27 protein-coding genes and 3 pseudogenes are annotated in these 25,721 nt (G+C 70.6%); 16 read left to right on the top strand and 14 right to left on the bottom strand.

Translation table 11 applies throughout. The features are described from left to right. Positions 1-377: 377 nt before the first annotated feature. Positions 378-602, bottom strand: coding sequence for a hypothetical protein (locus PV364_RS30520; protein ID WP_319663684.1), 225 nt, complete (start codon positions 600-602; stop codon positions 378-380). Between the two features lie 274 nt (positions 603-876). After that, entirely contained in the window at positions 877-1,269 is a 393-nt protein-coding gene (locus PV364_RS30515; RefSeq protein ID WP_319663683.1) for an ester cyclase, read from the bottom strand. Between the two features lie 121 nt (positions 1,270-1,390). On the opposite strand from PV364_RS30515, the gene PV364_RS30510 reads away from it, so the two are divergent. After that, on the top strand, positions 1,391-1,990 hold the full coding sequence (locus PV364_RS30510; protein ID WP_319663682.1) for a TetR/AcrR family transcriptional regulator: 600 nt from the start codon (positions 1,391-1,393) through the stop codon (positions 1,988-1,990). A gap of 338 nt (positions 1,991-2,328) precedes the next feature. On the opposite strand, the gene PV364_RS30505 is transcribed toward PV364_RS30510, so the two are convergent. Together PV364_RS30505 and PV364_RS30500 are read right to left on the bottom strand one after the other, a co-directional pair. Next, a complete protein-coding gene (locus PV364_RS30505) occupies positions 2,329-2,736 on the bottom strand; it encodes a transposase domain-containing protein (protein WP_319663681.1) in 408 nt (135 codons plus the stop codon). Between the two features lie 304 nt (positions 2,737-3,040). Further along, entirely contained in the window at positions 3,041-4,114 is a 1,074-nt protein-coding gene (locus PV364_RS30500; protein ID WP_319663680.1) for a Gfo/Idh/MocA family oxidoreductase, read from the bottom strand. Between the two features lie 300 nt (positions 4,115-4,414). Between PV364_RS30500 and PV364_RS41360 the strand changes: the two are divergent. After that, positions 4,415-4,828, top strand: a pseudogene (locus PV364_RS41360) (TetR/AcrR family transcriptional regulator); the annotation flags it as partial. Between the two features lie 204 nt (positions 4,829-5,032). Here the strand turns inward: PV364_RS41360 and PV364_RS30485 are convergent. Continuing rightward, positions 5,033-6,526, bottom strand: coding sequence for an MFS transporter (locus PV364_RS30485; protein WP_319663678.1), 1,494 nt, complete (start codon positions 6,524-6,526; stop codon positions 5,033-5,035). 476 nt (positions 6,527-7,002) lie between these two features. Here PV364_RS30485 and PV364_RS30480 point away from each other — a divergent pair, with 476 nt between their 5' ends. The 3 genes and pseudogenes from PV364_RS30480 (at position 7,003) to PV364_RS30470 (ending at position 8,632) form a co-directional block, all read left to right on the top strand. Then, on the top strand, positions 7,003-7,605 hold the full coding sequence (locus tag PV364_RS30480; RefSeq protein WP_319663677.1) for a nuclear transport factor 2 family protein: 603 nt from the start codon (positions 7,003-7,005) through the stop codon (positions 7,603-7,605). 47 nt (positions 7,606-7,652) lie between these two features. Continuing rightward, a pseudogene (locus PV364_RS30475) lies at positions 7,653-7,940 on the top strand (alcohol dehydrogenase catalytic domain-containing protein); the annotation flags it as partial. A gap of 263 nt (positions 7,941-8,203) precedes the next feature. Next, entirely contained in the window at positions 8,204-8,632 is a 429-nt protein-coding gene (locus PV364_RS30470) for a zinc-binding dehydrogenase (RefSeq protein WP_319663676.1), read from the top strand. Between the two features lie 21 nt (positions 8,633-8,653). Here PV364_RS30470 and PV364_RS30465 read toward each other — a convergent pair whose 3' ends face one another. Further along, positions 8,654-8,827, bottom strand: coding sequence for a hypothetical protein (locus PV364_RS30465; RefSeq protein WP_319663675.1), 174 nt, complete (start codon positions 8,825-8,827; stop codon positions 8,654-8,656). 533 nt (positions 8,828-9,360) lie between these two features. Further along, positions 9,361-10,056 (bottom strand): alpha/beta hydrolase, encoded by a 696-nt coding sequence (locus tag PV364_RS30460; protein WP_319663674.1) that lies wholly within the window; start codon positions 10,054-10,056, stop codon positions 9,361-9,363. Between the two features lie 846 nt (positions 10,057-10,902). Here PV364_RS30460 and PV364_RS30455 point away from each other — a divergent pair. Further along, positions 10,903-11,505, top strand: coding sequence for a sigma-70 family RNA polymerase sigma factor (locus PV364_RS30455; protein ID WP_319663673.1), 603 nt, complete (start codon positions 10,903-10,905; stop codon positions 11,503-11,505). Between the two features lie 25 nt (positions 11,506-11,530). Further along, entirely contained in the window at positions 11,531-12,325 is a 795-nt protein-coding gene (locus PV364_RS30450) for a zf-HC2 domain-containing protein (protein ID WP_319663672.1), read from the top strand. Positions 12,326-12,881: 556 nt separating this feature from the next. On the opposite strand, the gene PV364_RS30445 is transcribed toward PV364_RS30450, so the two are convergent. The 4 genes from PV364_RS30445 to PV364_RS30430 all read right to left on the bottom strand — a co-directional run bounded on the left by PV364_RS30445 (position 12,882) and on the right by PV364_RS30430 (position 15,256). Next, the gene (locus PV364_RS30445; protein ID WP_319663671.1) at positions 12,882-13,172 is read right to left on the bottom strand and encodes a hypothetical protein; all 291 of its coding nucleotides are present in this window, start codon (positions 13,170-13,172) and stop codon (positions 12,882-12,884) included. Between the two features lie 67 nt (positions 13,173-13,239). Continuing rightward, positions 13,240-13,695, bottom strand: coding sequence for a hypothetical protein (locus PV364_RS30440; protein ID WP_319663670.1), 456 nt, complete (start codon positions 13,693-13,695; stop codon positions 13,240-13,242). Continuing rightward, positions 13,692-14,705 (bottom strand): metallophosphoesterase family protein, encoded by a 1,014-nt coding sequence (locus tag PV364_RS30435; protein WP_319663669.1) that lies wholly within the window; start codon positions 14,703-14,705, stop codon positions 13,692-13,694. The genes PV364_RS30440 and PV364_RS30435 overlap by 4 nt, the downstream gene beginning before the upstream one ends. Further along, entirely contained in the window at positions 14,702-15,256 is a 555-nt protein-coding gene (locus tag PV364_RS30430; RefSeq protein ID WP_319663668.1) for a cupredoxin family copper-binding protein, read from the bottom strand. Before PV364_RS30430 ends, PV364_RS30435 begins: the two co-directional genes overlap by 4 nt. Positions 15,257-15,909: 653 nt before the next feature. Here PV364_RS30430 and PV364_RS41355 point away from each other — a divergent pair. From PV364_RS41355 to tatC, 7 genes and pseudogenes are all read left to right on the top strand, one after another. After that, complete coding sequence (locus PV364_RS41355) at positions 15,910-16,266, top strand: sigma factor (RefSeq protein ID WP_401980756.1); 357 nt, start codon at positions 15,910-15,912, stop codon at positions 16,264-16,266. A gap of 93 nt (positions 16,267-16,359) precedes the next feature. Then, a complete protein-coding gene (locus PV364_RS30425) occupies positions 16,360-17,157 on the top strand; it encodes a zf-HC2 domain-containing protein (RefSeq protein ID WP_319663667.1) in 798 nt (265 codons plus the stop codon). Positions 17,158-17,691: 534 nt separating this feature from the next. After that, positions 17,692-18,120, top strand: coding sequence for an ATP-binding protein (locus PV364_RS30420; protein ID WP_319663666.1), 429 nt, complete (start codon positions 17,692-17,694; stop codon positions 18,118-18,120). Positions 18,121-18,337: 217 nt separating this feature from the next. Next, positions 18,338-18,751, top strand: coding sequence for a hypothetical protein (locus PV364_RS30415; protein WP_319663665.1), 414 nt, complete (start codon positions 18,338-18,340; stop codon positions 18,749-18,751). Positions 18,752-18,962: 211 nt separating this feature from the next. Continuing rightward, positions 18,963-19,067: pseudogene (locus tag PV364_RS30410) on the top strand (LexA family protein); the annotation flags it as partial. A gap of 34 nt (positions 19,068-19,101) precedes the next feature. Further along, a complete protein-coding gene (tatA, locus tag PV364_RS30405; protein WP_319663664.1) occupies positions 19,102-19,395 on the top strand; it encodes a Sec-independent protein translocase subunit TatA in 294 nt (97 codons plus the stop codon). Between the two features lie 255 nt (positions 19,396-19,650). Then, complete coding sequence (gene tatC / locus PV364_RS30400) at positions 19,651-20,604, top strand: twin-arginine translocase subunit TatC (RefSeq protein ID WP_319663663.1); 954 nt, start codon at positions 19,651-19,653, stop codon at positions 20,602-20,604. Positions 20,605-21,026: 422 nt separating this feature from the next. Here tatC and PV364_RS30395 read toward each other — a convergent pair whose 3' ends face one another. The 3 genes from PV364_RS30395 to PV364_RS30385 all read right to left on the bottom strand — a co-directional run bounded on the left by PV364_RS30395 (position 21,027) and on the right by PV364_RS30385 (position 23,811). Next, a complete protein-coding gene (locus tag PV364_RS30395) occupies positions 21,027-22,115 on the bottom strand; it encodes an alkene reductase (protein ID WP_319663662.1) in 1,089 nt (362 codons plus the stop codon). A 63-nt stretch (positions 22,116-22,178) separates the two neighbouring features. Continuing rightward, positions 22,179-22,781: an NADPH-dependent F420 reductase gene (locus PV364_RS30390; protein ID WP_319663661.1), complete on the bottom strand. Its 603-nt coding sequence runs from the start codon at positions 22,779-22,781 to the stop codon at positions 22,179-22,181. A gap of 19 nt (positions 22,782-22,800) precedes the next feature. Beyond that, the gene (locus tag PV364_RS30385; protein ID WP_319663660.1) at positions 22,801-23,811 is read right to left on the bottom strand and encodes a zinc-binding dehydrogenase; all 1,011 of its coding nucleotides are present in this window, start codon (positions 23,809-23,811) and stop codon (positions 22,801-22,803) included. Between the two features lie 108 nt (positions 23,812-23,919). On the opposite strand from PV364_RS30385, the gene PV364_RS30380 reads away from it, so the two are divergent. Both PV364_RS30380 and PV364_RS30375 read left to right on the top strand, forming a co-directional pair. After that, positions 23,920-24,528: a TetR/AcrR family transcriptional regulator gene (locus PV364_RS30380; protein ID WP_319663659.1), complete on the top strand. Its 609-nt coding sequence runs from the start codon at positions 23,920-23,922 to the stop codon at positions 24,526-24,528. 321 nt (positions 24,529-24,849) lie between these two features. Next, positions 24,850-25,434 carry a DUF6518 family protein gene (locus PV364_RS30375; RefSeq protein WP_319663658.1) on the top strand — a complete coding sequence of 195 codons (585 nt, stop codon included), beginning with the start codon at positions 24,850-24,852 and terminating at the stop codon, positions 25,432-25,434. Positions 25,435-25,721: the final 287 nt, after the last annotated feature.

Below are 25,721 nucleotides of genomic sequence, written 5' to 3'. Positions count from 1 at the left end.
CTCGGCGAGCACCCGGCCAGCCTCCACCCGCACGGACTGGCTTCCAGCGTCCGGTTCAGACCCGTCTTCCGAGGACGACACTACGTCCGGTCCCGTGAATGACCTGCCGCGCGCTGGCTGACCTGCTCTCTTCGCGGTATGCCTCTGCCATGTGCGGCCTTCTGACGTGCCCGGTGGTCATCGCCATGACACGACGGCGCGGTCCAGGGGGTGCCTACCATCCGCCGAACGGGTGACCTTGGCATGGAAGTTCCCCGTGATCTCGGACACGTGATCGTTGTGCCGCAAGGGTGACACGCCCTTCGCCTCGGCAGCTGACTCGCATGGGACCGATGAGACGACGCCGGCCGTGCGTCACCCACCCGCCGGCCGGCGCTTCAGACGAGATGCGTCTCCTGACAAGGGGGCCGTCCTGGAGCGTCCACGGCCGCGTCGAGCAACCGACGGGCGCCCTCACGGACGGTGTCCCCCATCAGGGAGCCGTTTGGGATGGTGCCGCCCTCGTTGACCACGCTCAGCACGGGGGTGCCGTCCTCGTGCTCCAGGCTTCTTCTCTTGATGCTGCTCTCTTCTTCCTTTCCGGGACCTGGTGGTAGGCGCACCACTACCACTTCTTGCGCTTGCGCCACATCAAGTTCAGAGGCTTCCGTTGCGGGGAACGGCCACTGCGTCCTCCCCCGAACGTTTTCTCACAGCTCCCATTTCAGGGCGATGCCTCTTGACCTGCCACAACGGGGTTCAGGATCAGATGCTTTCTCTCTGGCGACCGCAGACCTCGGTGGCGCCGCATCCGGTTCGCCGGTGTCCGCGTCACTTCGCGCTGCGGAGCTTCACCCCCGGCGGGTCTGTCGCCTGTGCACGATCCCCCTTATGCGGTCAGGCGGTCAGCTGTCGGAGCATCTCGGCCGAGTCGTGCAGGTTCGTCATCTGTACGAACCTGCCGTCACGGACCTTGTAGATGGCGTACTCGACGATCTTGAACGAGGCGCCGGAGGCCGGCACGCCGAGCCATTCCTTCACCGGCGTGCCGGTGTTGATGGCACGGACGGCGATACCGTCCCGATCGAGCAGCAATTCGTCGATCTCCCAGCGGATGTCCGGGACAGCGTCGGCAATCCCCTTCAGGACCGTGACGACGTCGTCGCGGGTGCCGGGCCGGCCGCCGAGCATGACCTCGTCGTCGATGAACTCGTCCATGCGGTCGAACTCGTGGGCGTTGAGCGCGTCGGCGTAGCGCATGTACCAGTCCCGCAGATTGTGCTCGGCCATGACGTTCCTCTTTTCAGTCGTGCTGCAGCGATCTGAACTGCGAAAACTTCCGCACCGTTCGGTGCATAAATCGAGAGTAGCACTTGTGCACCGATCGGTGCACAAGCGGTAGGATGAGGGCATGCACACATCGCAGATCGGCCGCCCGCGGACGTTCGACGCCGAGGCGGCGCTTGACAGGGCGATGATGGTCTTCTGGGCGCAGGGCTACGAAGGCGCCAGCCTCGCCGACCTGACCGAGGCCATGGGCATCTCCCGCAAGAGCCTGTACGCGGCCTACGGCAACAAGGAAGACCTGTTCCGCAAGGCGCTGCAGCGCTACGAGGAAGGCCCCGGTGGCTACGTCACCGAAGCGCTGGAGGCACCCACCGCCCGCGAGGCCGCCGCGGCTTTCCTCGCCGGCGCAGCCCGCGCCACCACCATGCCCGCTCTGCCCGCTGGCTGCCTCGGCGTCCAGGGCGCACTGGCCACCGGCGAGACCGGACGAGTTGCCCACGACACCCTGGCCGAATGGCGCGCGCACGGCCAGGCATTGCTCCGGGAACGGTTCCAGCTCGCCGTCCAGGAGGGGGATCTGCCTGCCGAAGCTGACCCGGAACGGATTGCGCGCTACGTCATGACGATCGCGAACGGCCTGGCCGTGCAAGCTGCGGGCGGGGCGTCGTGCGAGAACCTGCAAGAGGTGGCCGACGCGGCTATGCGTAATTGGCCACCAGCCTGACTGGCGACGCGGTCTGCGACCGTCGGAACCGTTTTCGAGCCCAGCCCGTATGGATCTCCGCTTCGGGTGGCTGGGGCCTCCCCCTGAGTGGTGGACACCCCGATACCGGATCTGCTCGATCCGGAGGAAGCGAGAACACCGCCGATGGCGATGAAGGACCTCGGACGAGTTCAAGGCCGATGCCATGGCCCTGCACGAGTCCACGCCCAAGGCGACCTACAAACGCCTCGGTGACGCGGGTGCCGCAGGCGACCAGCGTCAGCAGGCGAACCTGCGGATAGCCGGTCCCGCCATGGTTGCCCACCTGCTTGGTGAACGTGCTCAGGACGGCCGGGGTGTCAGGAACCGTCAGGATGGTGCCGTCCACTGCGACCACCAGCAGCCCGCGCCAGCTGGCCCCGGGGCCGTGCGCGGTTGGGGGCCGGTCCGCGCAGCGGGTCGGACAGCGACAGCCACCGCAGTGGCTTGGCTCCGACCCGGCGGCGCGCCTGGGCAAGCGCGCTCGCCGAGGGCATGGCCACGGGTAGACCGGCCAGTGCCCCGGTGTGCTTGCGCCACACACCGGGGTATCCCACCTCCGGGAACAGGCACGCGGCCAAGATCAGGTAGATCACGACCCGGGACGGCAGATCCCGCAGCCGCGTCTGCACCGCCCTGCTCGCCCCCAGCGCCTCGTCGACCGTCTCGAAGGGTACGAGCTGAATGAGCTCACCGAGATGCCCTGGTGCGAAGAGGCCTTCGGCCACCTGGACGGCACGGGTGATGGCAGACTGTCCGGACAGCGGAGCCTCCGGTCTTTGTGAACGGCTTGTCTTGGCCGACTGCCAGTTCTACCGGGGCTCCGCTCCTCACATCCGGCCAAACCACCATCACGCGCCCTGGACAACACCACGAGACCCGTCAACTTCACGGCCTTGGGGATGGCTGCCGGCCGCCCGATATTGCCGAGCGCTGTGCACTGAGCCCCTGACCTGGGTTTTCGCCCAGGTCAGGGGCTCACGCGCGTCATCCGGAACCGTTCAGGTGAATCCGTTCACGGCGGTGTCCAGGTCAGGTCGAGGGGCCCTGCATGGCATCGATGAGCCGGTGGCGGGCCAGGGCGTAGGAGAAGTCCGGGACGGTGTGGGTGCCGTCACGCAGGTCGCGGGCCAAGTGCGAGTAGAGCGCGGCCACGTTCCGGGAGGGACCCGCGAGCTCCTCGGGGATGTCGGCGCGGTATTCGGCGGGTACCTCGATCGGGGAGACGGCGGCGTCGTCACCGAAGCCCCCCTGCAAGGTGAGGTCGGCGATCTGCATGTTCCCCCAGCCCGCGGTCAGGACGAGGTCGCCGTCGGTGCCGTTGATCTCCCAGCGGAAGTTGTCACCGCGCGAGGTGCCGCCGCGGTAGAAGACCGACGCGGCCGCCCCGCCCTCCAGCGTGCCGATCAGGGAGATTTGGTCGGCCGCGGTCACCGGCAGGACGCTGCCGTCGTCGGTCACGGTGACCTCCTGGCGCCCCACGACGAGGTTGGACGAGTGGTGGGTGAATTCCCCGAGGGTCGCGCTGAGCGCGTCAATGGCGTGCAGGGCGGCGGCGGTCAGCGGAGTGGCGCCCTGGGTCCTGTCGTACCAGTACGCGTGCGCCCGGGTGGTCTGCGGTCCCCAGACCATGCCCGAGCCGACCATGGTGGTGCCGATGACCCTGCCGATCCTGCCCTCGGCGATCAGCTGGCGGGCGTAGCGAAGCTCGGGGTGGTAGCGGCCCTGGAGGCCGATGACGGTGCGCACGTCGGCGGTCTCGGCGCGGCGGACCAGGTCGGCGGCCTCGGTCCCGTCCAGTGCGAGCGGCCACTCGCTGTAGACGGTCTTGCCCGCGTCGATCGCGGCCGAGACCAGCTCCCGGTGGTGGGGCACCTTGACCGCCACGACCACGACGTCCACACCCGGGTGGGCGATCAGCTCCGCGTGGTTGTCGAAGGCCGCTCCCACGCCGAAAGCGGCCGCGGCGGCGTCGGCGGATTCCTGGCGCGAGGTGCTGATCGCGCGCAGTTCGAAGTCCGGCAGCGCCTTGAGCGCCGGGACGTGGCTGATCGAGGCCCAGCCGTGCCGGCTCGCGCCGATGATGCCGATACCGATGGTGCTCATGTGTCTGCTCCTGCGAGTGTCCCGGTGACGGGGGGTGCGTGTGTCCGGCGTGTGCGTGTCCGGGCGGGCGAATGCCCTGGGTAAGGGGGCGGCCGGAGACCGGATTGCTGCTGTCTCCCTGGCCGCGTTCCCCAGTGAACGCTATCTGGAATGAGAAGTCAAAATAGGTCTACGTTAGTGCCGGGTTGGCGACATACCTACTGTTCGGGGGCACATGCGGCTCCCAGCGTTAACTGACTGACCATTCTCGATTCGGATAGCTGGTCGGCATGGCCAGGATCCGGAGAGTTCGACACCGAAGTGGCGGTGGAGGCGGCATTGGACGCCTTCCACGCAAAGGGCTACGAGGGCACGTCCGTGCAGGACCTGGTGGTGGCCACCAGGGTCGGGCGCGGATCGCTGTACGCCGCCTTCGACAGCAAGGAGGGGCTGTATCTCGCCGCCATGGACCGCTACCGGGAGAAGCACGCCCTGCCCCTGATCGACATCCTGCGTGCCGGGGCACCCGCCCGGGAGCTGATCCGTGAGGAGCCGCTCGGCACCGTCGACACGATCGCGCAGGACGGCAGCCGCAGGGCTTGCCTGATCGTGGGCGCGGCGATGGAGCGCATCTCCCATGACCCCAAGGTCGCCACCCATGTGCGTGCCGCGACTACCTCGTTGGAGGACGCGCTGTACGAGGTCATCGTGGAGGCCCGGTCGAAGGGCGAACTGCCCGCCGGCCGCAGCCCTCGCGACCTCGCGCGGTATCTCATCGTGACGATCCACGGGCTGCGGGTGCGGGGGCCATCAACCCCGACCGGGCCTCGCTCGCCGCGGTCGCGGAGGTCGCCCTCGACGCTCTCGGCTGAAATTGCCCGTACCGGACAAGTGAGGCACCCCGCGGCTCGGCCGCGGGGTGCCTCACTTGTCCGGTGTCTAGGAGTGGGCGGGGCGCAGGTCCAGCGCGGCGAGGTCGTCGTCGTCGGCCGCCCCTGCTTTCTGAGCGGGGGGCTTGCCCACGTTGACCGCGAAGAAGGCGATGAGCGCGGCTGCGGCGAGGAAGCCCGCCGCCCACCAGTAGGCCACCGCGTAACCGTGCACCAGCGCCGCCTTGTCCACGGGTCCGGCGCTGTGGCGGGAGGCCAGGTAGTCGGCCGTCGCCCGGGCGGCGATGGTGTTGAGCAGCGCGGTGCCGATGGAGCCGCCGATCTGCTGGGCGGCTCCGGTCATGGCGGAGGCGACGCCGGCGTCGCGGGCCTCGACGCCATGGGCGCCCAGGCCGAAGGCAGGCATGAACGCGGTGCCGATGCCGACGCCGACCACCATCTCACCGGCCGCGATGAAGGCGAAGGACGAATCGGCGTCGAGCAGCGAGAGCATCAGCACACCGATGCCGGAAACCGCGAATCCGGCGCTCATCAGCACGCCGGGGCGCACGCGGTGGAAGAGGCGGGCGCCGATCTGGGTGGAGCCGATCGCCTGCAGGACCGCCATGGGGATGAAGGCCAGCCCGCTCATCACGGGCGAGTATCCCTTGACCAACTGGAAGTAGTAGCTCAGGAAGAGGAACATGCCGAACATGGCGATCACGGACAGGCCCAGGGACAGGTAGGCCCCGGCCCGGTTCCGCTCGGTCAGGACGCGCAGCGGCAGCAGCGGCGACTTCGCCTTCGACTCGAGCAGGACGAAGGACGCCAGCAGCACCACGGACAGGACGAACATGCCGATGGTCATGGTCGAGCCCCAGCCGTCGTCCTCCGCCTTGGCGAAGCCGAACACCAGGGCGACGGTGCCGCCGGTGGCCAGAACGGCTCCGGGCAGGTCCAGACGCCCACGGCGGGTCTGCCGGCTGTCGGCCCCCACCAGTTTCAGGACGCCGACGATACCGATCGCGGCGATCGGCAGGTTGATGTAGAAGCCCCAGCGCCAGTTGACGTACTGCGTCAGGACGCCGCCGAACAGCAGGCCGGCGCCGCCGCCGGCCGTGGCGATGGCTCCGTAGACGCCGAACGCCTTCGCCCGCTCCTTCGCGTCGGTGAATCCCAGTGAGATCAGCGCGAGTGCGGCGGGGGCGAGCAGCGCGCCGAACACGCCCTGGAGCGCGCGTGCCGCCAGCAGCGTGGGGAGGTTGGGCGACAGGCCGCCCACGGCCGAGGCCACCGCGAATCCGACAAGGCCGGTGACGAAGATCTTCTTGTGGCCCCGCAGGTCCGCCAGCCGTCCGCCGAGAACGAGCAGGCCGCCGAAGGCGAGGCCGTAGGCGGTGATGACCCACTGCCGGCCGCCGTCAGAGAAGCCCAGGTCGTGCTGTGCGGACGGCAGGGCGATGTTCATGATCGCCCCGTCCAGGAAGACCATCAGCTGGGCGATGCCGATGAAGATCAGCGCCTTCCAGCGCCGGGGGTCCGGTTGAAGGGTGGTCGTGGACATGTGCGTGCTCCTGAGGAAGGGCGAGAGGAAAGGGGGAGGCCGACCCCGACGGGTCAGGACCTCTCGGCCTGCGGCCGGTCGCTCGTTGCCCGACGAGGCGGGAACGTCCGAGATTATGGAATGAGCGTATCAGAACATCGAGGCGCAGTCCGGCGTCCCGAACCTGCACCAAGGTCCGCTTCCGTGCCTAAGGATCGGCCGCCCCCATGGCATGCGGACGCCGTCCAGCCGCGGCATGCGTGGCGGTCGATTGATGATCACCTCCTTTAACTTGACTCAACGTTCCACTATTCGTAGCGTCGGTTCTGCCCGGCACGGTGTGGTGACGAACCTGCCGACATGGCCCCTCTGTCTCGTAGGGACGGGGTCCGCCGGGACCACTGCATCGCATTGGCCTCGGGGGCCGCCGAACGGGCGCTACCCGAACGCCGGCACCCGAACGCGGCACTTGAATGCCGCACCAGAAAGGGACACCAATGACCTCCGACCGCAGCAAGACTGCCTCCGACCGCCGGTTCTCCAAGCGGGCGGCCATGGTGACGGCCGCCGCCCTCCTCCTGGCCGGAGGAGTGGCCACCGGTACCGCGACGGCCAACGCGCACCACTCGCACGACGACAAGGCCGGCAGCGCTTCCACCGCCGCGACCGTCCGCAACCTCGCGGACATCCAGGACATCGAGAAGCTGAAGGCCCGTTACTTCCAGGACATCGACACCAAGCAGTGGGCAGATCTCCAGGCGCTGTTCACGCCCGACGCGCACATCAACACCGGCCAGGAATTCAACAGCCCGGCGGAACTGGTCAAGGCCACCAAGACCCTGATCGCCGACGCCCCCACCGCACACCAGGGCCTTCTTCCGAACATCACGGTCAAGGGGGACACGGCAACCGGCACCTGGGTCATGGAGGACTACGTCAGCCTGAAGGCAGGCGGCGGTTTCCACGGCTACGGCCAGTACCACGACACCTACAAGCGCATCGACGGACGTTGGTACATCACCGGATCGGTGCTGAAGCGGTACCGCATGGAGACCCTCCCCGACACGGGCCCCTACCGGGCCCCGCAGAAGACCAACTGACCCGGTGCGAACCTCCGGGGCGCCGCCGCACCCCAGGAAGGAGAACCATGAAAGCCGTCGGAGTGTCCCGCTTCGGAGGACCGGAAGCCCTGGAGGTCTTCGAGATTCCCGAGCCGCACGCCGGTCCCGGCCAGGTCCGCATCCGGGTCCACGCCGCGACCGTCAACCCGGGGGACCGCTACCTGCGCAACGGAGCGATCGCCCACCTGGCGCCGGGGCCGCCTTGCATACCCGGCATGGAGACGGCCGGCGTACTGGACGAGATCGGCCCCGAGTCGGTGACCGGCCCGCGCGTCGGTGACCGGGTGACGGCCATGACCATGCCGCTCATGGAACACGCCGGCGGCTACGCCGAATACGTGGTCCTCCCCGCCAGTTGGGTCGTCCGTGCACCGGCCGGCGTTACATACACCCAGGCCGCGACCCTCCCCATGAACGGCCTCACCGCCAGGCAGGCCCTCGACCTGCTCGCCCTGACCCCGGGACAGACCCTCGCCGTCATCGGCGCGGCCGGCGTCATCGGTGGATACGCCGTCCAGCTTGCCAAGGCCGACGGCCTCACCGTCATCGCCGACGCCTCACCCGCCGACCGGGAGTCGTGCACGCGCTCGGCGCCGACACCGTGCTACCCCGCGGCGCTGCCGTCACCGACCACATCCTGCGGGCGGCCCCCGGCGGCGTGCACGGCCTCCTGGACGCAGCCGTCCTCGGCTCGGCCACCCTCACGCCCGCGGTCCGGCCCGGCGGAGGGATCGCCGTACTGCTCGGCGAAGGCGCCGAAGCCATGCCGCCCGGCGAACTCGGCCGCCGCTGCGTCCGCCTGCACCAGGTCAACGTCCCCGACTCTCTCGGCGACCACGTCCGACTCGACCGCCTGCGCGCCCAGGCGGAGGACGGCGTCCTCACCTTGCGGGTCGCCGGGGCCCTTCCTCCGGAACAGGCTTTTGACGCCCACCGCCTCCTCGAAGCGGGGGGCGTTCGCGGCCGCCTCGTCCTGCAGTTCCGGGAGGAGGACGCGGACGGGTAATCGTGCCGGAAGGCCGGCCAGTCAGCCGCTCCCCCACCGGTGCGCAGCCGTGCCCCGCCATCCCACCCAGCGCGGATCGTCGACCACCAGGTTCGGATCCGGGCAGTCCGACCGCAGGATCAACAGCAGGCCGCGGCCGGAGAACGCCGCGCCCACGTAGTCGTCCTCGCTGCTGCAGGCACGGTGCGTCGTCACCAGTCGGCCGCCTCGAGGCGACAGGCCGTGCACCACGAATTGTGCATCCTCCGTCGCCTCAGCCCGCACCAATAGCAGCCGCGCCGCGCACCCGCCCCCGGCGGACGCACCCAGCCGTACCGGGCCGTGAGGGGCGCCCGTTGGAGTGGCCGTCCGACTGCCCGGCGCGCGTCACCGAACCCACTGCCAGGTGGTGGGCTCCAGTTGGTCATGCGCTCCACCGCTCAACGGCACCAGCCGGTGCGCATCGCCGGGTCCTCAGGGCGTCACGCCCGCAGCGGACTTCGGCGTCTGGTGCTCACCGTTCCCCCGAGACGCAGGCGGTGAGCACCGGGCCCGGGGCGTCCTTCGGCAAGTTGTCGCAGCCCGGCCGGCTCGTGGCGCGCGAGCTCGCGGACCCGGCGTCGCAGCCCCTCGTAGCCCCGCCGCGGCAGAGCGAGCTTCCCCTCGCCGCCGACGGCCCGCTTGTCGACCGAGAGTTTCGGGCGGTCGGCCTCAGGCTTCGGCTGGAACCCGGGCCCGCAGCGGCCGGGTCAGGCCAGGGTGAGTTCGTGCCTGATGAGCTGAGCCAGCACGGAGGGCCGGGAAAGGAAGGGTGAATGCGAACTCTCCAGCCGCAGGGTCTTATTGGCGCGCTCGGAGAAGAGTTCCTGGGCGAAGGGCGGGACGGCCTTGTCTGCTTCGCAGATGATGTAAGTGCTGGGAATCGTCTGCCAGGCAACCGCGGTGAGCTTTTGGGTGATGGCGGCGTAGGACTGGAAACCCAAAGCTACTGCCGCCTTCTCGGCAACGCCCCCGTCCACGTCACCGTAGAGCACGTCGACCGGGCCGGAGACGGTCAGAAAGTCGCCGACCCCCTCCTGCCGGTGGAACTCCCACCAGGGCGCGGGGCTGCCGCCCACGCTCGACAGCAGGGAATCTCCGGCGTCGAGCTGGAACGCGGCGAGGTAGACAATGCTCTTGACGTTGGGCGTCTCGACAAGGGCCTGGGTGGTAGGGATGCCGCCGTAGGAGTGCGCGACGACGACCACAGGCCCATCGATCGCCTCGACCGCACTCTTGACGGCAGCTGCGTCGGAGTACATATCGCCCAGTGTCTTGGGATCATCACCGGACGAAGTGAGAGCCACCGTGTGGACATCGATGCCGGACAGGTCATCGATGAGGAGTTGCAGATGCTCGGGCTTGTGCCACGCTCCGGGCACCAGCAGTAGCGACGGCAGGGTCATTCGAACCTCGCTGAGCAGGCGATGCGTTGGCCATGATGTGCGGGCCCGCCATGTAGGCCCTCAGGCCGCGGGATACTTCCAGGGCTCCGCTCTTGCTCGCCCTTCCTCGCCCTTCGGCTGCCGTGACGCAAGGGTGCTCGAGCGGGTGGGTGCCCGCCTCGGCCGGCCAGGGCGGCGACCCGAATTTTAGATTATTTGTGCCATCTTACACGCGGGGCGACGCCCGTGTTCTCTGGAACGTGGACGGTCTCTTATGCTCACTCGCCGGTGTGGCGGAATGGCTGTAGGGGTGCCGGCCGGCCGGTCGTCGCCCCTATCCACGCCGGCCACAAGCCCTCATGACCCTCGCCGCGGACCCAGGCCCGGCCCTGCCCGAGCCGACCAGCACCGAGCGGGAGTTGCCGGACGGCCGCCCTTGGACAACGGGGGCGAATCTGCTGCGCGAAGCCGCAACGCTGCCAGCGACGCCCATCGTGTCCGGCTACCCGCCCGGGCCACCCGCGGCTCCGGCCAAGTGCCGGGCCCGCATGGTGGCCGGCCTGATCACGCAACGCGCCACCGCAGCCGCCTTCCAGCAGCCCTGCCCCCCCCCCGCACTCCCCCCGATCCCCGAAGGACACCTCATACGGCCGGCGACCGCCTCACACACCACCTGCCCCGCCGCGCAACGCGCCCACCGGGCGCCAGGGCGTCCCCATCCCGCAGGGCTCGCCCACCAGGGAGGACGGGAGGGGAATCCCGGGATCGGTGCTTGTCGGGCTTCGCGGGTGCCGGGGCCGCGCAGTTCGACACGTAAGGACCTTTTACGAACTTTTGAATATATGCCCCATATGGGATCATTGCTTTATGCCGTGGAGTCTTCCGAAGCGCGATCCGACGAGCCAGCCGGATCGCCGCGGGAATCGCGTCTCCGACAGGGGGACCATTTCCCACGCGGACGAGGAACTGCTCCGCACGCTGTACGCCGAGCATGCCGGGCCGCTGTTCCACTTCGTCCTGCGACTGACCTCGGGAGACCGGCAATGGGCCGAGGACGTGGTGCAAGAGACACTGCTGCGGGCCTGGCAGCATCCCGCGGCGTTCGACCCCGAACGCGGTCCGGCCCGGGCGTGGCTGTGCACGGTCGCGCGGCATCTGGTCGTCGACGCCCGCCGGGCCCGCCGGGCCAGGCCGACCGAGGTGGACGGCGAGGTGCTGGAACAGGTCGCGGAGCGGACGGCCGGGGAAGACGAGATCGAGCAGGCGCTGCAGAGCTGGGCGGTGGCCGACGCCATCAGGACCCTGTCCCCGGAGCACCGGGCCGTGCTGCTGGAGACGTACTACAGGGGCCGGACGATGGTCGAGGCGGCGGGGGTGCTCGGCCTTCCGGTGGGCACCGTGAAGTCGCGGACGTACTACGCCTTGAAGGCGCTGCGGCTGGCGCTGCAGGAACGGGGTATCGAGCCGTGACAGCGGCATGGAGGAGGTGCGGACCATGACCATGAACGGCGGCTGCGACGTCGTCCGGTTCTCCCTGGGCGGGTACGTGCTGGGAACGCTGTCTCCGGCGGAGACGGAGCAGGTACGCGCCCACCTCGCGGAATGCGAGGAGTGCCGCGCCGAGCACGCCGAGCTGGCGGGACTGCCCGCGCTGCTCGCGACGGTCAGCGTGGCAGAAGCCGAGGCCGCGGCCGCGCCCGCAGCGAGCGAGGACCTGACCGATCGGCTCGTACAGCGGGCCGCCGCGAGCGCACCGCCGCAGCCCGCACGCGCTGCCGTACCGGGCACCTCGCGCAGAACCGAACCGGGCCGGCTCGACCGCTTGCTCCAGCAGGCCGCGTGCCGGCGCCGTACCGTCTGGCGGAGGCAGCTGGTCGGGGTCGCCACGGCCGCGACGCTCATCGCGGCGGCAGCCTCGGGCGGCACATGGCTGGCTACCCTCGCCTCCACTGGCAGCCAGGTGGCGCGGCCCGCACCGACGTCACCGGCCCCGGCCCGCACGTTTTCCGGAACAGACCCCACCACAGGCGTGTCCGCCTCGGTGAAGGTCTCGCCCGCCGCCTGGGGCAGTGCCCTGCAGGTCTCGGCCAAGGGAGCGCCCCCCGGGATCACGTGCAGGCTGCAAGCGGTCGGGGTCACGGGCACCACAGCGACCGCCGCCACCTGGCAGGCCGGCAAGTACCCGGGCGGCGCCAGGATTTCCGGGACGGTACCCATGTCCCCGGGAACGATCAGCCACTTCGACATCTACGCCGGCAGCGGCCAGAAGCTTCTCACCATCTCGGCGTGAGGCCTCGCCCCGGCTCGTACCTCGTGGCCGGCGGTGATAGTCGGCCATCAGCTCTCGTTCGGCACCGAGGCCCGCATGGAGGGGATGTGTGCGGCTTCGACGATCATGTGCGACGCGACGGCTGTGTCCGCGTTGGGACCCCCTGGGTGAGAGGGCGCAGCACGTCGGACCGGTGGTGTGGGGTCAGCGCTGCGCGACGTGTCGTGTGAGGGCCGGGGGCGAAGGGCGGCGTGGTCTTCGGCCATGGCGCGCAGGGGCTCGGTCAGCTCCGAAGTCGCTGGTCCCGGCAACTGTCGCCTTCCTGCTCGACGGCGAGTTGGCCATTGCCTGGCCGCACAAACTCCCCTACCGGCTCCTGCACGCCGCCGCCCGCAGCCTGGCCCTGGGCGCCACGACCTGGCGGCCGCCTTCACCCGGCTGCAGACCCTGCCCGGCCCGCCACCCGAGCCGGCACGGGCCGTTGCCGCCCGCCCACGCGTCGAGGCCCCTTGGAGGGCCCGGCCTGTGCGCGCCGGGCCCTCGGCACGTCCCGCGACCGCACACGGCCGGCAGGGCATCACCGATGCCGTCGTCCTGGCTCAGCCGGAGCCGACTGGAAAGCGGTGGCCAGGTCGTGCTCGGTGATCTCGTCGGCGGGGCGGTGGAGTGTCCAGCGGTGGACCCCGCCGTCCATGGGCAGCACCTCGACGACGGTTTCCCACGGCGGGTGGCCGAGCTCACCGCAGCCGAACTGGCGGATCATGACGGCGGTGTCGTCGTCCAGGCCGAGCAGGATGCGCACAGCGTCCCTCAGTTCGCGCAGGTGCGGACTCGGCCAGGCGATTCCTGGGCGTGGTTCCAGGTGCATGGGAGATACCCCCTTGGTTTTGGAAAGGTCGGCAGGTGGCGTGGACGGCGGGCTTCGCCGTGGCGGTTCAGTCCGGTGGTGTGCGGGTGGTGGCCCGGGGCCGGATCGGTGGCGTGAGGAGTGGTCGGGCAGCGCGGTGTTGTGCGGCCAGCGCCATCTGCCAGGCCGCGAGGAGCAGCAGCGTTCCGGTCTCGGCGAGGAGGCTGAGGAGGGCCTGCGGTGCGGGCTGCAGACCGCGCTCGGTGAATCCGAACACGCCCACGGTGCGCGAGGCGGCGAAACCGCCGAGGGCCCCGAGCGCGACGCCTGCCGCGGCGGCCCTCAGCAGCAGGGGTGGCGTCCCCCACAGCAGCAGGGCGGCGAGGGCGAAGGAGGTGCCGGCCTGGAGGAGGAACAGGGGGCCGATGAGGTGGACGAAGCGGTACTCGTCGAGGTAGAGCTCGGCGTGGATGTATCCGCCGGCGGCGAGGGTTGCGGCAGTCGCCCACCGCAGGACGAGGACGGGCAGCCTTCGGGTGTTCATGCCAACCTCTCATCCTTGACGGCCAGTTCGCGATCGCCTTGGTGGTAGCCGACGCTGCGGATGCCCAGGGCGTCTTTGAGCTGCCGGGCGGGGACGACCTGCGGGGTGGGCGCGGGGGCACGGCCCGGCTTGGGCAGGGGGTAGGCGGTGGTGGTGGCGGAGTGGAAGGTGATGTTGCCCTCCGTCTTGGTGAACAGCTGGTGGACGTGCCCGTTGAGACAGGTGACGGAGGAGAAGCGGCGCAGGAGGGCGATGACCTTGAGGGCGTCGTCGGTGCTCCAGCCCCACTGCGGGTACATCGCGAACAGCGGGATGTGGCTGAAGACCACGATGGGGGTGTCCGACGGCAGTCCGGCGACGTCCTTGCGGACGAAGTCGATCTGCTCGTTGCCGAGGTGGCCGAGCTTCTCCAGGCTCAAGGTGTTGACCAGGGCGATGAAGTGCACGCCGTGGGTGTCGAAGCTGTACCAGCCGTCGCCGAGCGTGCCCGTGCCGAAGGTCCGCCGGTAGGTGCGGCCCGCATCGCCGATGGAGTCGTGCTCCCCCGGCACGGTGAAGACACGGTCTGTCTTCATTGCGGCCATCATCTGCTTGACCTGGTCGAACTGCCCGGCCGTGGACAGGTGGGTCAGATCGCCGCTGTGCATGACGAAGTCAGGCCTGAATCCCAGCGAGTTGACCTGGTTGATCGCTTCGGTGAACGAGCCGGCCACGTCGGTGTTCGCAGGACCCTGGAACCCGATATGGCTGTCGGAGACCTGCACGAACCGCAGCGTGCCGCTTCCCGCGGCGGCAGCACCGGACCCGGCACCGGTTCCGGCACCGGCGTGGGTGTCCCGGGCGTCGGCGATGTGGCTGATCACCTCCCCGCCGGCCACGGTCAGTACCACCGCGCCGCCGAACCACCCCGCATGTCGCATGAGTTGGCGTCGGGTCATGCCGTGTTCGGTATCGGGCCGGCCGGCGTCGCGGTCCCGCGCTGCGTCGTGGCTGTCGTAGGAGTCGGTCATCGGGTCACCTCCACGGTGGCGGTCATGAACGGATGGATGGTGCAGAGGTAGGCGTAGGTGCCGGGTTTGGTGAACGTGTAGCGGTAGGTGGCGTGGGTGGCCAGGGCGGCGGACTGCAACGGGCCGCCCGCCTGGGCGCTGGTGACGGTGTGGGCGTCGGTGTCCTGGTTGGTCCAGGTCACCGTCGTCCCCGCCTTCACCTTCAGCGTGGCCGGGGAGAACGCGAAGTTCTTGATGGCCACGGCGTTCCCGGTCACCGGCGCGGCCGGCGCGCCCGCGCCCGAGTGAGTCGTGGGCATGTTCATGCTGGGCATCGGCGAGGCGCCGGGAGCGGTGCCCGCCGCCTTCCCCGGCCCTGCGGCACCGGGCATCCCGGCCGCTTGGTGCTGACCCGGACCGGGTGTGACGCCGCCGGCTCCGGAGGACGAGGGGTGCGACCACGGAGCGCACGAGCTGAGCAGCCCGAGCGCGCCGACGGTGGCGATGGTGGCGACGGCCAGCCCGGCCGCAACGCGTGATCGCCGGTCCGGTGTGCGGAAGTTCAGATGCATGGTGGTGGCTCCTGACTGGTCAGGCGGGGACGGGGGGCTGCGACGGCAGGGGCGCAGGCGACCGCAGGGATGTGGGGTGGATGCCGTGTTCACGGCCTGTCCCGACCGCTGCACGCGCACCGGCGCCGCGCGGAGCCGTCGCCGTGGCGTGCGCCAGGGGGCGGGCCGAGGCCGCGCGGTGGCGCCGACTTCGATGTGCGAGGGCACGGCGCGGGCGTGGCCGGCGCCAGGAACGCACGCGTCGCGTGGCGTGTCCCGGTCGCTTGCGATCCGTCCTTTGACACGGGGGGAATCGATTGAGGAACTGCGTGAAAGCCGGCTTCTGCCCAACTCCACGGACGGCGAGGGCCATACGGTTCGACGCATATGCACTTTTATGCGGCTTTTCGGTACCGCCGCAGATCGGTCGGCCTGCCCGGCGCCGGGGTCGCGGTGATCGCGTGGGGCCAGCCGCCGGCGCACCTCCCGTGGCAGTCACCGAGTGCTTCCCGCCCCTCTCCGTGCGTTACAGAAAGGAGCCGTACAGATGTGCGCTGATCGGCTCATGTCCCGGAGTTCCTGAAACATGGCCTGCAGACCGATCCGGATCGCTCCCCGCGCCGTGTCTTGGGTAGAGGGACTCTTCGACCGAGGGCGAGGAACTGCTGCGCACCGTGCACGCGGAGCACGCAGGGCCCCTGTCTCACTACCTGCTGCGAGCGACCTCAGGAGACCGGCAATGGGCGGAGAACGTGGTGCAGAAGACGCCGCCGCGGGCGTGGCGGCATCCCGCCGCATTCGATCCCGCACGCGGCCCGGCCCTGGCACGGCTGCGCCCGGTCGCCCGGCATCCGGTCATCGACGCCCACCGGGCGAGGACACAAGCGAGCAGGCACCGCAGAGCCGGGTGGCTGCCGACGCCGTGCGGACGCTGCCCCCGGACCACCGCGCGGCACTGCCGGAGACCGGCTGCCGGGGCCGGAGCGTGGTGGAGGCCGCACGGGCGCCGGGCATCGCGCCGGGCACCGTGAAGCCACGGACCCACCACGCCCCGCACGCCCCGCGGCCGGCGCCCCGGGAGCGGGGGACCGAGCCATGACCGCGGTGCGCAGGAGGTGGCGACCATGAGTGCGGAGCACCACGCCCTCCGACTGGCGCTGGGGGGATACGTCCTGGGCACACTGCCCCCGGCAGAAACGGAACAGGTACGCGCCCACCTCACGGAATGCGACGAGTGCCGGGCCGAACACATCCGGCTGTCGGGACTGCCCTCGCTGCTGGCCACGGTGGCCGCGGCCGAAGCCGCCGGCCGCGCCGCGCCGGCGACGGCGGACGGGGAGCCGGCCGACCGGCTGGTGGCACGGACAGCCAAAAGCACGCAGGGCCCCTCGCCCGCACGGCCTGCGCTTCCGGAAACACCGGAAACGCCGGCACCACAGGCGGGTGTCCTGGACAGGCTGCTGGGGCAGGCCGCAGCCCGGCGCCGCAGGACCTGGCGTCTGCAACTGGCCGGCGCCGCCGCCTCCCTGACGTTCGTCGCGGCAGCGGCCGGCGGCACATGGCTGGCGGCCACCGGATCCCTGAGCAGTCAGGCGACGCCGCCCGGGCCGACCGCGCCGGCCGCCTGGCGCACGTTCTCCGGAAGCGATCCCGCCACCGGCGTCTCGGCGACGGTGCAGGTCTACCCCTCCGCCTGGGGCAGTGTCCTCAAGGTCTCCGCCAAGGGCGCGCCCGCCGGAATCACCTGCCGGCTGCAGGCGGTGGGGCCGGGCGGCGCCAGGACGGACAGCGCCACCTGGCGGGCAGGCCAGTACCCTCCCGGCACCACGATCCCAGGGGCGGTTGCCATGTCCCCGGGAGCCATCGAGCACTTCGAGATGCTCGCAGGCAACGGCCGAAAGCTGCTCACCATCCGATCGTGAGGCATTGACGACAGCCATCACGCCGTGGTGCCGCCCCGCCCGCACCACCTGTCACCGGAGGCCGGCCGTGTCGGCACCGGGGCAGTTCAACGGCCTCGGTCGCCGGGCCGCGGCCCGCTCCCGTCACGCGGCTTCGACAGCGGTGCACCGGGCCGGCCACCCCGCACCGGGACCTCCCGGGAGCCGGGGCACCCTCACCGTCGGCTCCCGCGAACCGGCCCGGCCCCGGGCCGGCTTGCTGCGTGAGTGCCCCGCCGATCACGCGAGGGGACCGAACCACCGCCGTCCCGCCCGCCCGGGTACGGCATCGATCAAGCCCTGACACCGGCGCGTGGGTCCGGCCAGGCCGCCGTACCGACGGACCCACAAGAAATCAAGCAAAAGGTACGAATAGGTCGAACCGATGGGCATGCGCCGTCCGTGGAACTGAATGAGCGCGCCCCACTCAAGGACCGGCCCCACCGACCGCCCCGACGTCGCCGGCGGCCTCCCCCCGTTCCGAGCTCCGCACCTCCACAGAAGAGCCACAAGACCATGTTCGTGACCGATTCACCCCGCCCGATTTCGCTGCCCGACCAACCCTGCACCCACCAGGCGTTGCTCACCCTGCCCGCGCGGGAGGCGCACGTCTCCGCCGCTCGTCACTTCGCGGCCGATCTGCTCGAGACCTGGAGCGTGCCCACAAGCGAGCGGGACTCCGCCGTTCTCATCGTCGACGAACTCGCCACCAACGCCGCCCAGTACGGCCGCGAGCGCATGACCCTGGTGCTCGTCCTCGACCACGGCACTCTTCACATCGTGGTCACCGACTCCGGCACGACCGTGGAGCGCCCTCGTCGCGACATCGCCCCCGACGAACACGGCCGCGGCACCGGCATCGTCCAGGACCTCGCCCAGTCGACCGAGGTCCACCAGACGGGCAGCGGCCGCGAGGTCCGCGCCTGCCTGAGGTGTTCGGCATGACCGGCCCGGGCGTTCCGCGCGAGCCGCGGCGCCGGGCCACCCGACGACCCCGCGCACTGGCCTTTGCGACCCGGGGGCCCCGCCCCGTCGACGGCCGCCCCGGCCCGGCCAAGGTTGCCCCGCGGTCCGCGGCGCATCCACCGGCCCTCGATCACCGCGGCCCCGACCACGACAGGGCGCCCTCCCGACGCCGCGGCGCTGGCGTATCGGAGCAGTGGTGAGCGTGGACCTCACCCCGAACGGCCTCGGTGCCCCGCCTGAGCGCGAGGCGTACGCGAATGCGCCCGATCTGCGCCGCGAGATGCACCAAGTACTCGCCCTCGAGGCCGAACGCGACGGCCGCCAGGCACGGCCCCTCACCGGCCCCCCGGTCGACCCGACGGCCGCCGAACGGGCCCGCCTGCTGCGCCGGGCCGCCCTCATGGACCGGATGGCCATGGACGACCCCCGCCCCGGCCCCCTGGCGGCAGCCGCGGAAACCGCCGAACAACTCCTCCTGCACGACCGCCGCCATCCCGACCTCGTGGCCGGCCCGCACCACCCCGACACGACCACGCCCGCCCCCGGCCGCCGCTGCTACGTCCGCCAGGAGTACGCCGCCTGGACGGCCGCCGGGCGCCCGGGAACCTGAATTCGACACCGGCCTACCCGACAGGAAGAAGGACACATGACCCGCAGCGACTTCGACACCCGGCACGCCCCCGCAGCAGCCGGCCGACTCGCCAGCCGGCGACAGGAACGGTCACCCCAGTCAAAGCCGCTGAACGCACCGCGGCCGAACCCGAGGACGCACCGGCTGTTCCAGGCGCCCGAACGCGGTTGCCCCCAGGGGCAGCAGCCGGGACTGGGTGACGGTGCGCCGTCAGCCGGTCGCCGGGAACGGCGACATCGTCGCCGCGACGATCGCGGGCGAGGCCACGGTCAAGCACGGAAAACCGAGGCAGGGATGAAGGCCGACGCGTTCGAAAGGGTGGTGTGACGATGTTCCGCAATGCGCTGGAGCCCTGGCACCTGCTGATCCTGGTCGCGGTGCTGGTCTTGATCTTCGGCTCGAAGAAACTCCCCGACACGGCCCGGGCGCTGGGCAGGTCCATGCGGATCCTCAAGAGCGAGACCAGGGCCATGAACGACGACAGCGCCCCGAACGAGCCACGCCCCGAGCCTGAGCCCGCGCCAGGACCGGGACCGGGACCGGGGACGATCCCGGACGCTCCCGAAGACACCGCCACCGCCCGCACCGCGCCTGCGGACAGCACGACCGGCCGCCGGGACTGAGCCCGGTCGTGCCCGCCCTCGGCCCATCCCCGCGACAAGACGCTGCCCGAAGCCTTGCCGGCCGGCTCACCTCTCGCGCTGCCCGGCCGCCCGCATCGCTGTCCGCGGTCCAGGCAGGACAGATCAGACCGCGGTAAGTGGTGCCGACCTGCACCGACTATCCCCTGAACGCGCTAGGCCCAACCGGCGCCATGCCGAGCTGAACCGACGCAGGGCCGGCAGTCTCCGGTCCGCCGCACGAAATGAGGACATGGCGTGCCCCCATCGGCCCGCACCAAGGAAAGGGATCCCGAGCGGCGGATGCCGCTCGCGGAGCACCTTCGTGAGATCCGCAACCGGCTCACCAAGGCCGTCCTTGCCATCCTGGTCGTCACGATCGCCGCGGCCTTCTCCTACAAGGGCATCATCAACTTCTCCACCAGGCCGGTGCTGGCCTCGGTCGGCTGCCCGACGTCCTTCGCCGATCTGGCCGAGCGGACCGCCAACACCACCTGCGCGCGGATCACGATCAACGGTCTGCTCGCGCCCTTCACCCTGGCGCTGAAGGTGTCCCTCATGGCCGGCGTCGTGCTGGCCTCGCCGGTATGGCTGTACCAGCTGTGGGCGTTCGTTGCCCCCGGCCTGCACAGGCACGAGCGCAGATACGCCTACGGGTTCGTCGGCGCGGGGGTCCCGCTGTTCTTCGGCGGCGCCTTCATCGCGTACAAGGTGCTGCCCACGACCGCGAAGGTACTGATCGGCCTCACCCCGCACGGGGTGGACAACCTGCTGCCGCTGGACGATCTGCTCGACCTCGTCACCCGCATGGTGGTCGTCTTCGGCCTCTCCTTCGAGATGCCGCTGCTGCTGGTGATGCTGAACCTCACCGGAGTGGTGTCCGGCCGGCGGATCATCGGCTGGTGGCGCGGCATGATCATGGGGATCACGGTCTTTTCGGCCGTGGCGACGCCGAGCACGGACCCGCTGACCATGCTGGCGCTGGCCGCACCGATCTGGGTGCTCTACTTCGCCGCCGTTGTCTTCTCGCTTCTCAACGACCGGCGCAAGGCCCGAAGACGGGCAGCGGAACCCGGCGACCACGAGACCTGCGACCTCGACCTCGACATCGCACCGCAGGACATCGGCGAGGCGGAATCAGTGCCCGCCGGCCAGGCGTTGCCTGCGCAGCCGGACGCAGGCGACGACCGCTTCGACGGTGGGACGAGGTGACCTGAGGGGCCTTCAGCAGGGTCGGGACCTGGCGCGATGGCCTGTGAGGGCGGGCGCTGTCCATCGGATGCGGGTGCATCCGGGCCAGGACAGGTCGAGGCCGGGTGAGAGGGCGTGCCGGTGCTGAGGTCAGGCCGCGGCGGACCCTCCGGTGCTGACGTGCTTCAGCCCGCGACCCGCGGCGGACACACCCTTTCGGAAGGCTGGTCGTGGAGGTGTGCTGGCGGCGGCGATAGTGGAAGGACTCACAGGCGGCCCGCACGCTGTCCGCGTCGGGGCCGGTCCCGTCACCCAGGCGGCCCCATGTGCCGTACTGGCGTTGGCTGGTGAGCCAGTCCGGCAGAGCGGCACGAACTGGGTGTGGGGCAGCAGGAGGTTTCCTGCCGCCCCACACACCAACGCAGCGCCGGCGTCCTGCTTGCTCAGTTGGCGGTGAAGGCGGGGTAGTCGGTGTAGCCCTCGGAGTGACCGGCGTAGTAGGTGGACCGGTCGCCGTCGGCCAGCGGGTGGCCCTGCGCGAAGCGCTCGACCAGGTCGGGGTTGGCGATGAAGGGTTCGGCGAAGGAAACCGCGTTGACGGTCCCGTGGTCGAGGATCTGGTTGCCGAGGGCCTGCGTGAAGCCGAGGTTGGCGACGATGTTGCCCTGGTAGTGGGCGCGGTAGCGGGAGAAGAGGGCGATCCGCTCCTCGATCGTGCCGGGGGTGCCCAGGAGGTGCAGGTAGGCCAGGTTGCTGTCGTTGAGCTTCTTGAGCAGCTGGTCGTAGTCGGCGAGTGTCTCCTCGTCCGCGGTGAACGTGCCTCCGTTGTTCCAGCCCGGGGACATCTTCACGCTGACGCGGTCGCTGCCCCACACGTCACTGACGGCGTCGAGGATGTCGAGGAGGAACCGGGCCCGCTTCTCGCTGCTGCCTCCGTAGGCGTCGGTGCGCTGGTTGAGACGCGGGTTGAGGAACTGCGGGATCAAGTGGGACTGCTGGGCGTGGATCTCCACGCCGTCGAAGCCGGCGCGGCGGGCGTTCTCGGCCGCGTAGCGGTAGTCGGCGATGGTGGCGGCGATCTCGGCGGCGGTGTAGGCGCGCGGGGTGACGGTGTCCTTCGGGCCGGAGGGGGTGAAGGACTTCTCGCCGGGGTTGACGGCCGAGGGTCCGGCGGGCAGGCGGCCGCCGAGGTGGTCGGGGTGGGAGGCCGCGCCGAGGTGGCCGAACTGGGAGACGATCCGCCCGCCGGCCTCATGGACGGCTTCGGTGACCTTCGCCCAGCCGGCGGTCTGCGCATCGGTGTAGATGCCGGGCGCGTGGATGAAACCGATCGCGTCGGCGTTGACCCAGGTTCCCTCGGTGACGATCAGGCCGGCGCCGGCGCGCTGCGCGTAGTAGGTCGCGTGGAGGTCGGTGGGGGCCAGCTCGGCGTTCTGAGCGCGGGCGCGGGTCATGGGGGCCATGACGACGCTGTTGGCGAGGTCCAGTGCGCCGAGGCGGACGGGCTGCAGCAGGGGCTGGGTGGTGGTCATGAGCAACTTCCTTGTACTGAAGGGGGGATGAGGAGGGGAGTGAGGAACGGGCGAGGGCCCGGCTCAGTCCTGTTGGAGGGCGTGGAGTCCGGACAGCGGGCCGCCGAGCTGCATGAGGCGTCCGCCCTCGCGCAGGGAGCCGAGGTCGACGGGGGCGAAGCCGAAGGCGGCGGTCAGGTCCGTGACGGTGGTCTTGGCGTCGGCGTCGTCACCGGCGAGGAACAGCACCTGGCGTCCGGCCTGGTGCCGCGGGTCGGCGGCGATGTACTGGCCGTAGAGGGTGTTGAACGCCTTGACGACGCGGGCTCCGGGCAGCAGTGAGGCGACGTGTTCGCTGCCGGTCAGCTCGCCCAGGTCGGCGATCTTCACGGGCGGCGGCGGGGAGGCGAACTGGTTGGTGGCGTCGATGACGATGCGCCCGTCGAAGGGCGGCAGGCCGGCCACCGCGTCCGGGATCTGGGGCCAGCCGACCGCGAGCACGACGAGTTCCGCCGCAGCAGCCTCCTGAGGGGTGCCGGCGTGGGCGAGCGGTCCGAGGTCGTCGGCGAGGCCGGCCAGGGAGGCGCGGCCGCGGCTGTTGCTCAGCACGACCTGGTGGCCGTGGGCCACGGCGTGGCGGGCGATGGCCTGGGCGACGGTTCCGGCGCCGAGGGTTCCGATCTTCATGAGGTGCCCTTCGTGGGGTTCAGGGTGCGGGGCTGGTGAGCAGGACGGTTCCGCTCCTGCCGGGGCGGCGGACGTGGTCGATGGCCTTCGCGAAGTCGGCGAGGTCGTAGCCGGCGGCGACCTCGAAGAGTTCCGGGGCGGTCGCGGCCAGACGGGCGGCGAAGGCGACGTCCTCACCCCGTTCCTCGGGCGTGCGGGCGGCCATCCACTGGAGGACGGACGTGCCCCGCACGGTCAGGGCCCGCGGGGTCAGCGCGAGCGACTCCAGCGGCGTGCTGCCGGAACCGAGCTGTCCGTAGGTGATCAGCGTGCCGCCGTCGGCGAGCAGCCCGGCCAGCTCACCGGTCAGGGATCCGCCCACCGCGTCCAGTACGACCTGGGCACCCCGGCCGCCGGTCGCGTCCCGGACCTGAGTGCGCCAGTTGGCGTCGGCCGTCGAGATGGCCGGCAGTGCGGGGAAGCGCTGCCGCATGGTCTGCGCCCCCGCGGCGCTGCGGACCAGGTTGACCAGCTCGATGCCGTGCTTGAGTGCCGCGGCGCTGACCAGCTTTCCCACCGACGAACCGGCGGCGGTCTGCACCACCGGACCGGCCTGGCCGTGCTGGGCGTCCTGGACCGCCCGCAGCAAGGAGAGCAGGGTCAGCGGGTTGGCCAGCATCAAAGCGGCGGTCTCGTCGCTGAGGTCCTCGGGCACCGGCACCACAAGATCGGCCGGCGCCGTGACGAGTTCGCTCCACGCGCCCGGCACCGGGAAGAACGCCACCCGCCGGCCGGGTCGCAGGTCCCGCACGCCCTCGCCGACGGTCTCGATGACGCCCATTCCCTCAACGCCGGGAATCCGTGGCGTGGCGAACCGCTGCCGCGGCCCGCCCGCAAGGCCCGCCACTGCCGCCAGGTCGCCGGGGTGGATCGGCCGGGACAGCACCCGCACCCGCACCTGCCCGGCCGCGGGCGCAGCAGGGACCGGCTGTTCGCTCAGGCGTAGTACCTGCCCGGCCTCTCCGTGCTGGTCGTAGGTGATGGCGCGCATGGCGCTCCCCTTCCGGAATTATTAATGATGGGGGTCATTGAAAACCTCCTGCTACGATGAGAGGCATCATTAAAAATGTCAAGTCGAGAGCGACGCGAGAGGACGGCCATGCCGCGGATCACCAAGGAGGACAAGGCCCGCAACCGGCAGAACATCCTCGACGCGGCCAGCCGCATGTTCCGCTCGCAGGGCATCGACGCGGTCGGCATCGCCGAGTTGATGAAGGAAGCCGGACTCACCCACGGCGGCTTCTACAACCACTTCGCCTCCAAGAACGACCTGGCCGTGGAGGTGTGCGGCGCCTCCTACGCCGCCTCGCTCGAGGGCCTGGCCCAAACGATCGAGGACGGCCCGGGCCAGGACGGCTCCCCGCTGGAGCGGGTCGTGGCCGAGTACCTGTCCACCACGCACCGTGACGCCCCCGACGGCGGCTGCCCCTCCGCCTCTCTGGCCACCGACGCCGGACGGCACAGCGAAGCCGTGCAGAGCGCGTACGCCGAAGGCGTCGAGGGCTACCTCACCGGCTTCGCCGCCGAGTTCCTGCGCGAAGCCCAGGACAAGGGCCACGAGCTCGACCCGGCCGAGGCCCGCCACAGGGCCGTCCGCCTGCTCAGCGAAATGGTCGGCGCGCTGATGCTCGCCCGCGCCGTACGACACGTCGAACCCGAGCTCTCCGACGAGATCCTGCGGACCGGCCGCAGCCACGCCCTCGACTGATGCGACTCGGGGCCGGTAAGCCCCCGGGCCGCCACCGCGGCCCGCTTACCGGGCCGCACCCCGCTTCCCGTCAGCCCAGCGCCGGCGGCCCCCGGGCCGGCTCCCGCTACGGCCAAGAGCGTGCGCACCCGCACAGGAAGACCCACCTGTGCGCCAGCCCGGCACCGGCCCGACAGTGGAGCGGCCGTCGGATCCAGATGAACCTGGTACGGCGGGGCCAGACCACGTGCTGACCAACAGCGAGGCCTCCTCCACCTCGCCGGTGTCACGTAAATGCTGCGCTGACCCGCGACACGTGAAGACGCTCGCTACCATCCCCTGATGAAGATCACAGCCGGGAGCCTGGTGGTGGGCCTGGTATTCGGGGCGGCAACTTCGCTCGCGGACATCCTTTCCTCGCCGTTCACGACGTTAGGGATGCCGCTCCACGGCACCATCTGGGCAAAATCCGCCAAAGTGCTCAGCCTGCTGATGGACTCGGGCTGGTGCTGGGCAGCGCTCGCGGTCGCAATGGGCTGGCTCGCTGCAACACCGCTGCGCGGCGCGGTGGCCGGACCCCTGGCACTGATCGGGGCCACTATGACCTACTTCGTGACGGACGCGGTCGTCGGTGACGAGAACATGACGTCGATCGTCTACTGGCTGGTGGCCGGCGTTCTCTTCGGGCCGGCCCTGGGCGCGACGGGCGCAGCCATAAGAAAACCAGGGCTGATCGGCATGCTCGCGGCGCTCGCCGTTCCCATGGGCGCCGCTGCTCAAATGATCGTCATGCCACCTCGACCACACTTCACCGTGACCCCGTCCGTCATCGTCTCCGAGGTCATCGTCTGGACGGCCGCGATCCTGGGCACCGGCTGGGCCCTCTACCGCTTCTGGGCTGCGCGGCGCACGGCCCCGGTGGGGTAGCACTCGCCATCGGCGTGCGTCGGACCCCCGCCGACAAGAACGACCGCTCAGCAGTTCCACGCCCGCGAGGGAAGCCCCCTGGCGGGCGGGCAGGAAGCACCTTGAGCGGCTCACCGAGCCCGACGAGCCGGTCGTAGAGGTTCGACTCGGTCAGTTCCCGGACAACACCGCCGCCGGATCGGGAAGTCGGCCGAGGCACGGCGCGCCGGACCCGACGCACTCGGCATGCGCCGGCAGCCGCCACAGCAGGGGGAAAGGCCAGGCCGTCCCGCACATGGGTCCCGGCC

The sequence above is a fragment of the Streptomyces sp. MI02-7b genome, from assembly GCF_033793585.1.
Lineage (GTDB): Bacteria > Actinomycetota > Actinomycetes > Streptomycetales > Streptomycetaceae > Actinacidiphila.
Note: the sequence above shows the minus strand (reverse complement) of the source record. Positions and strands in the feature narration are given on the sequence as shown.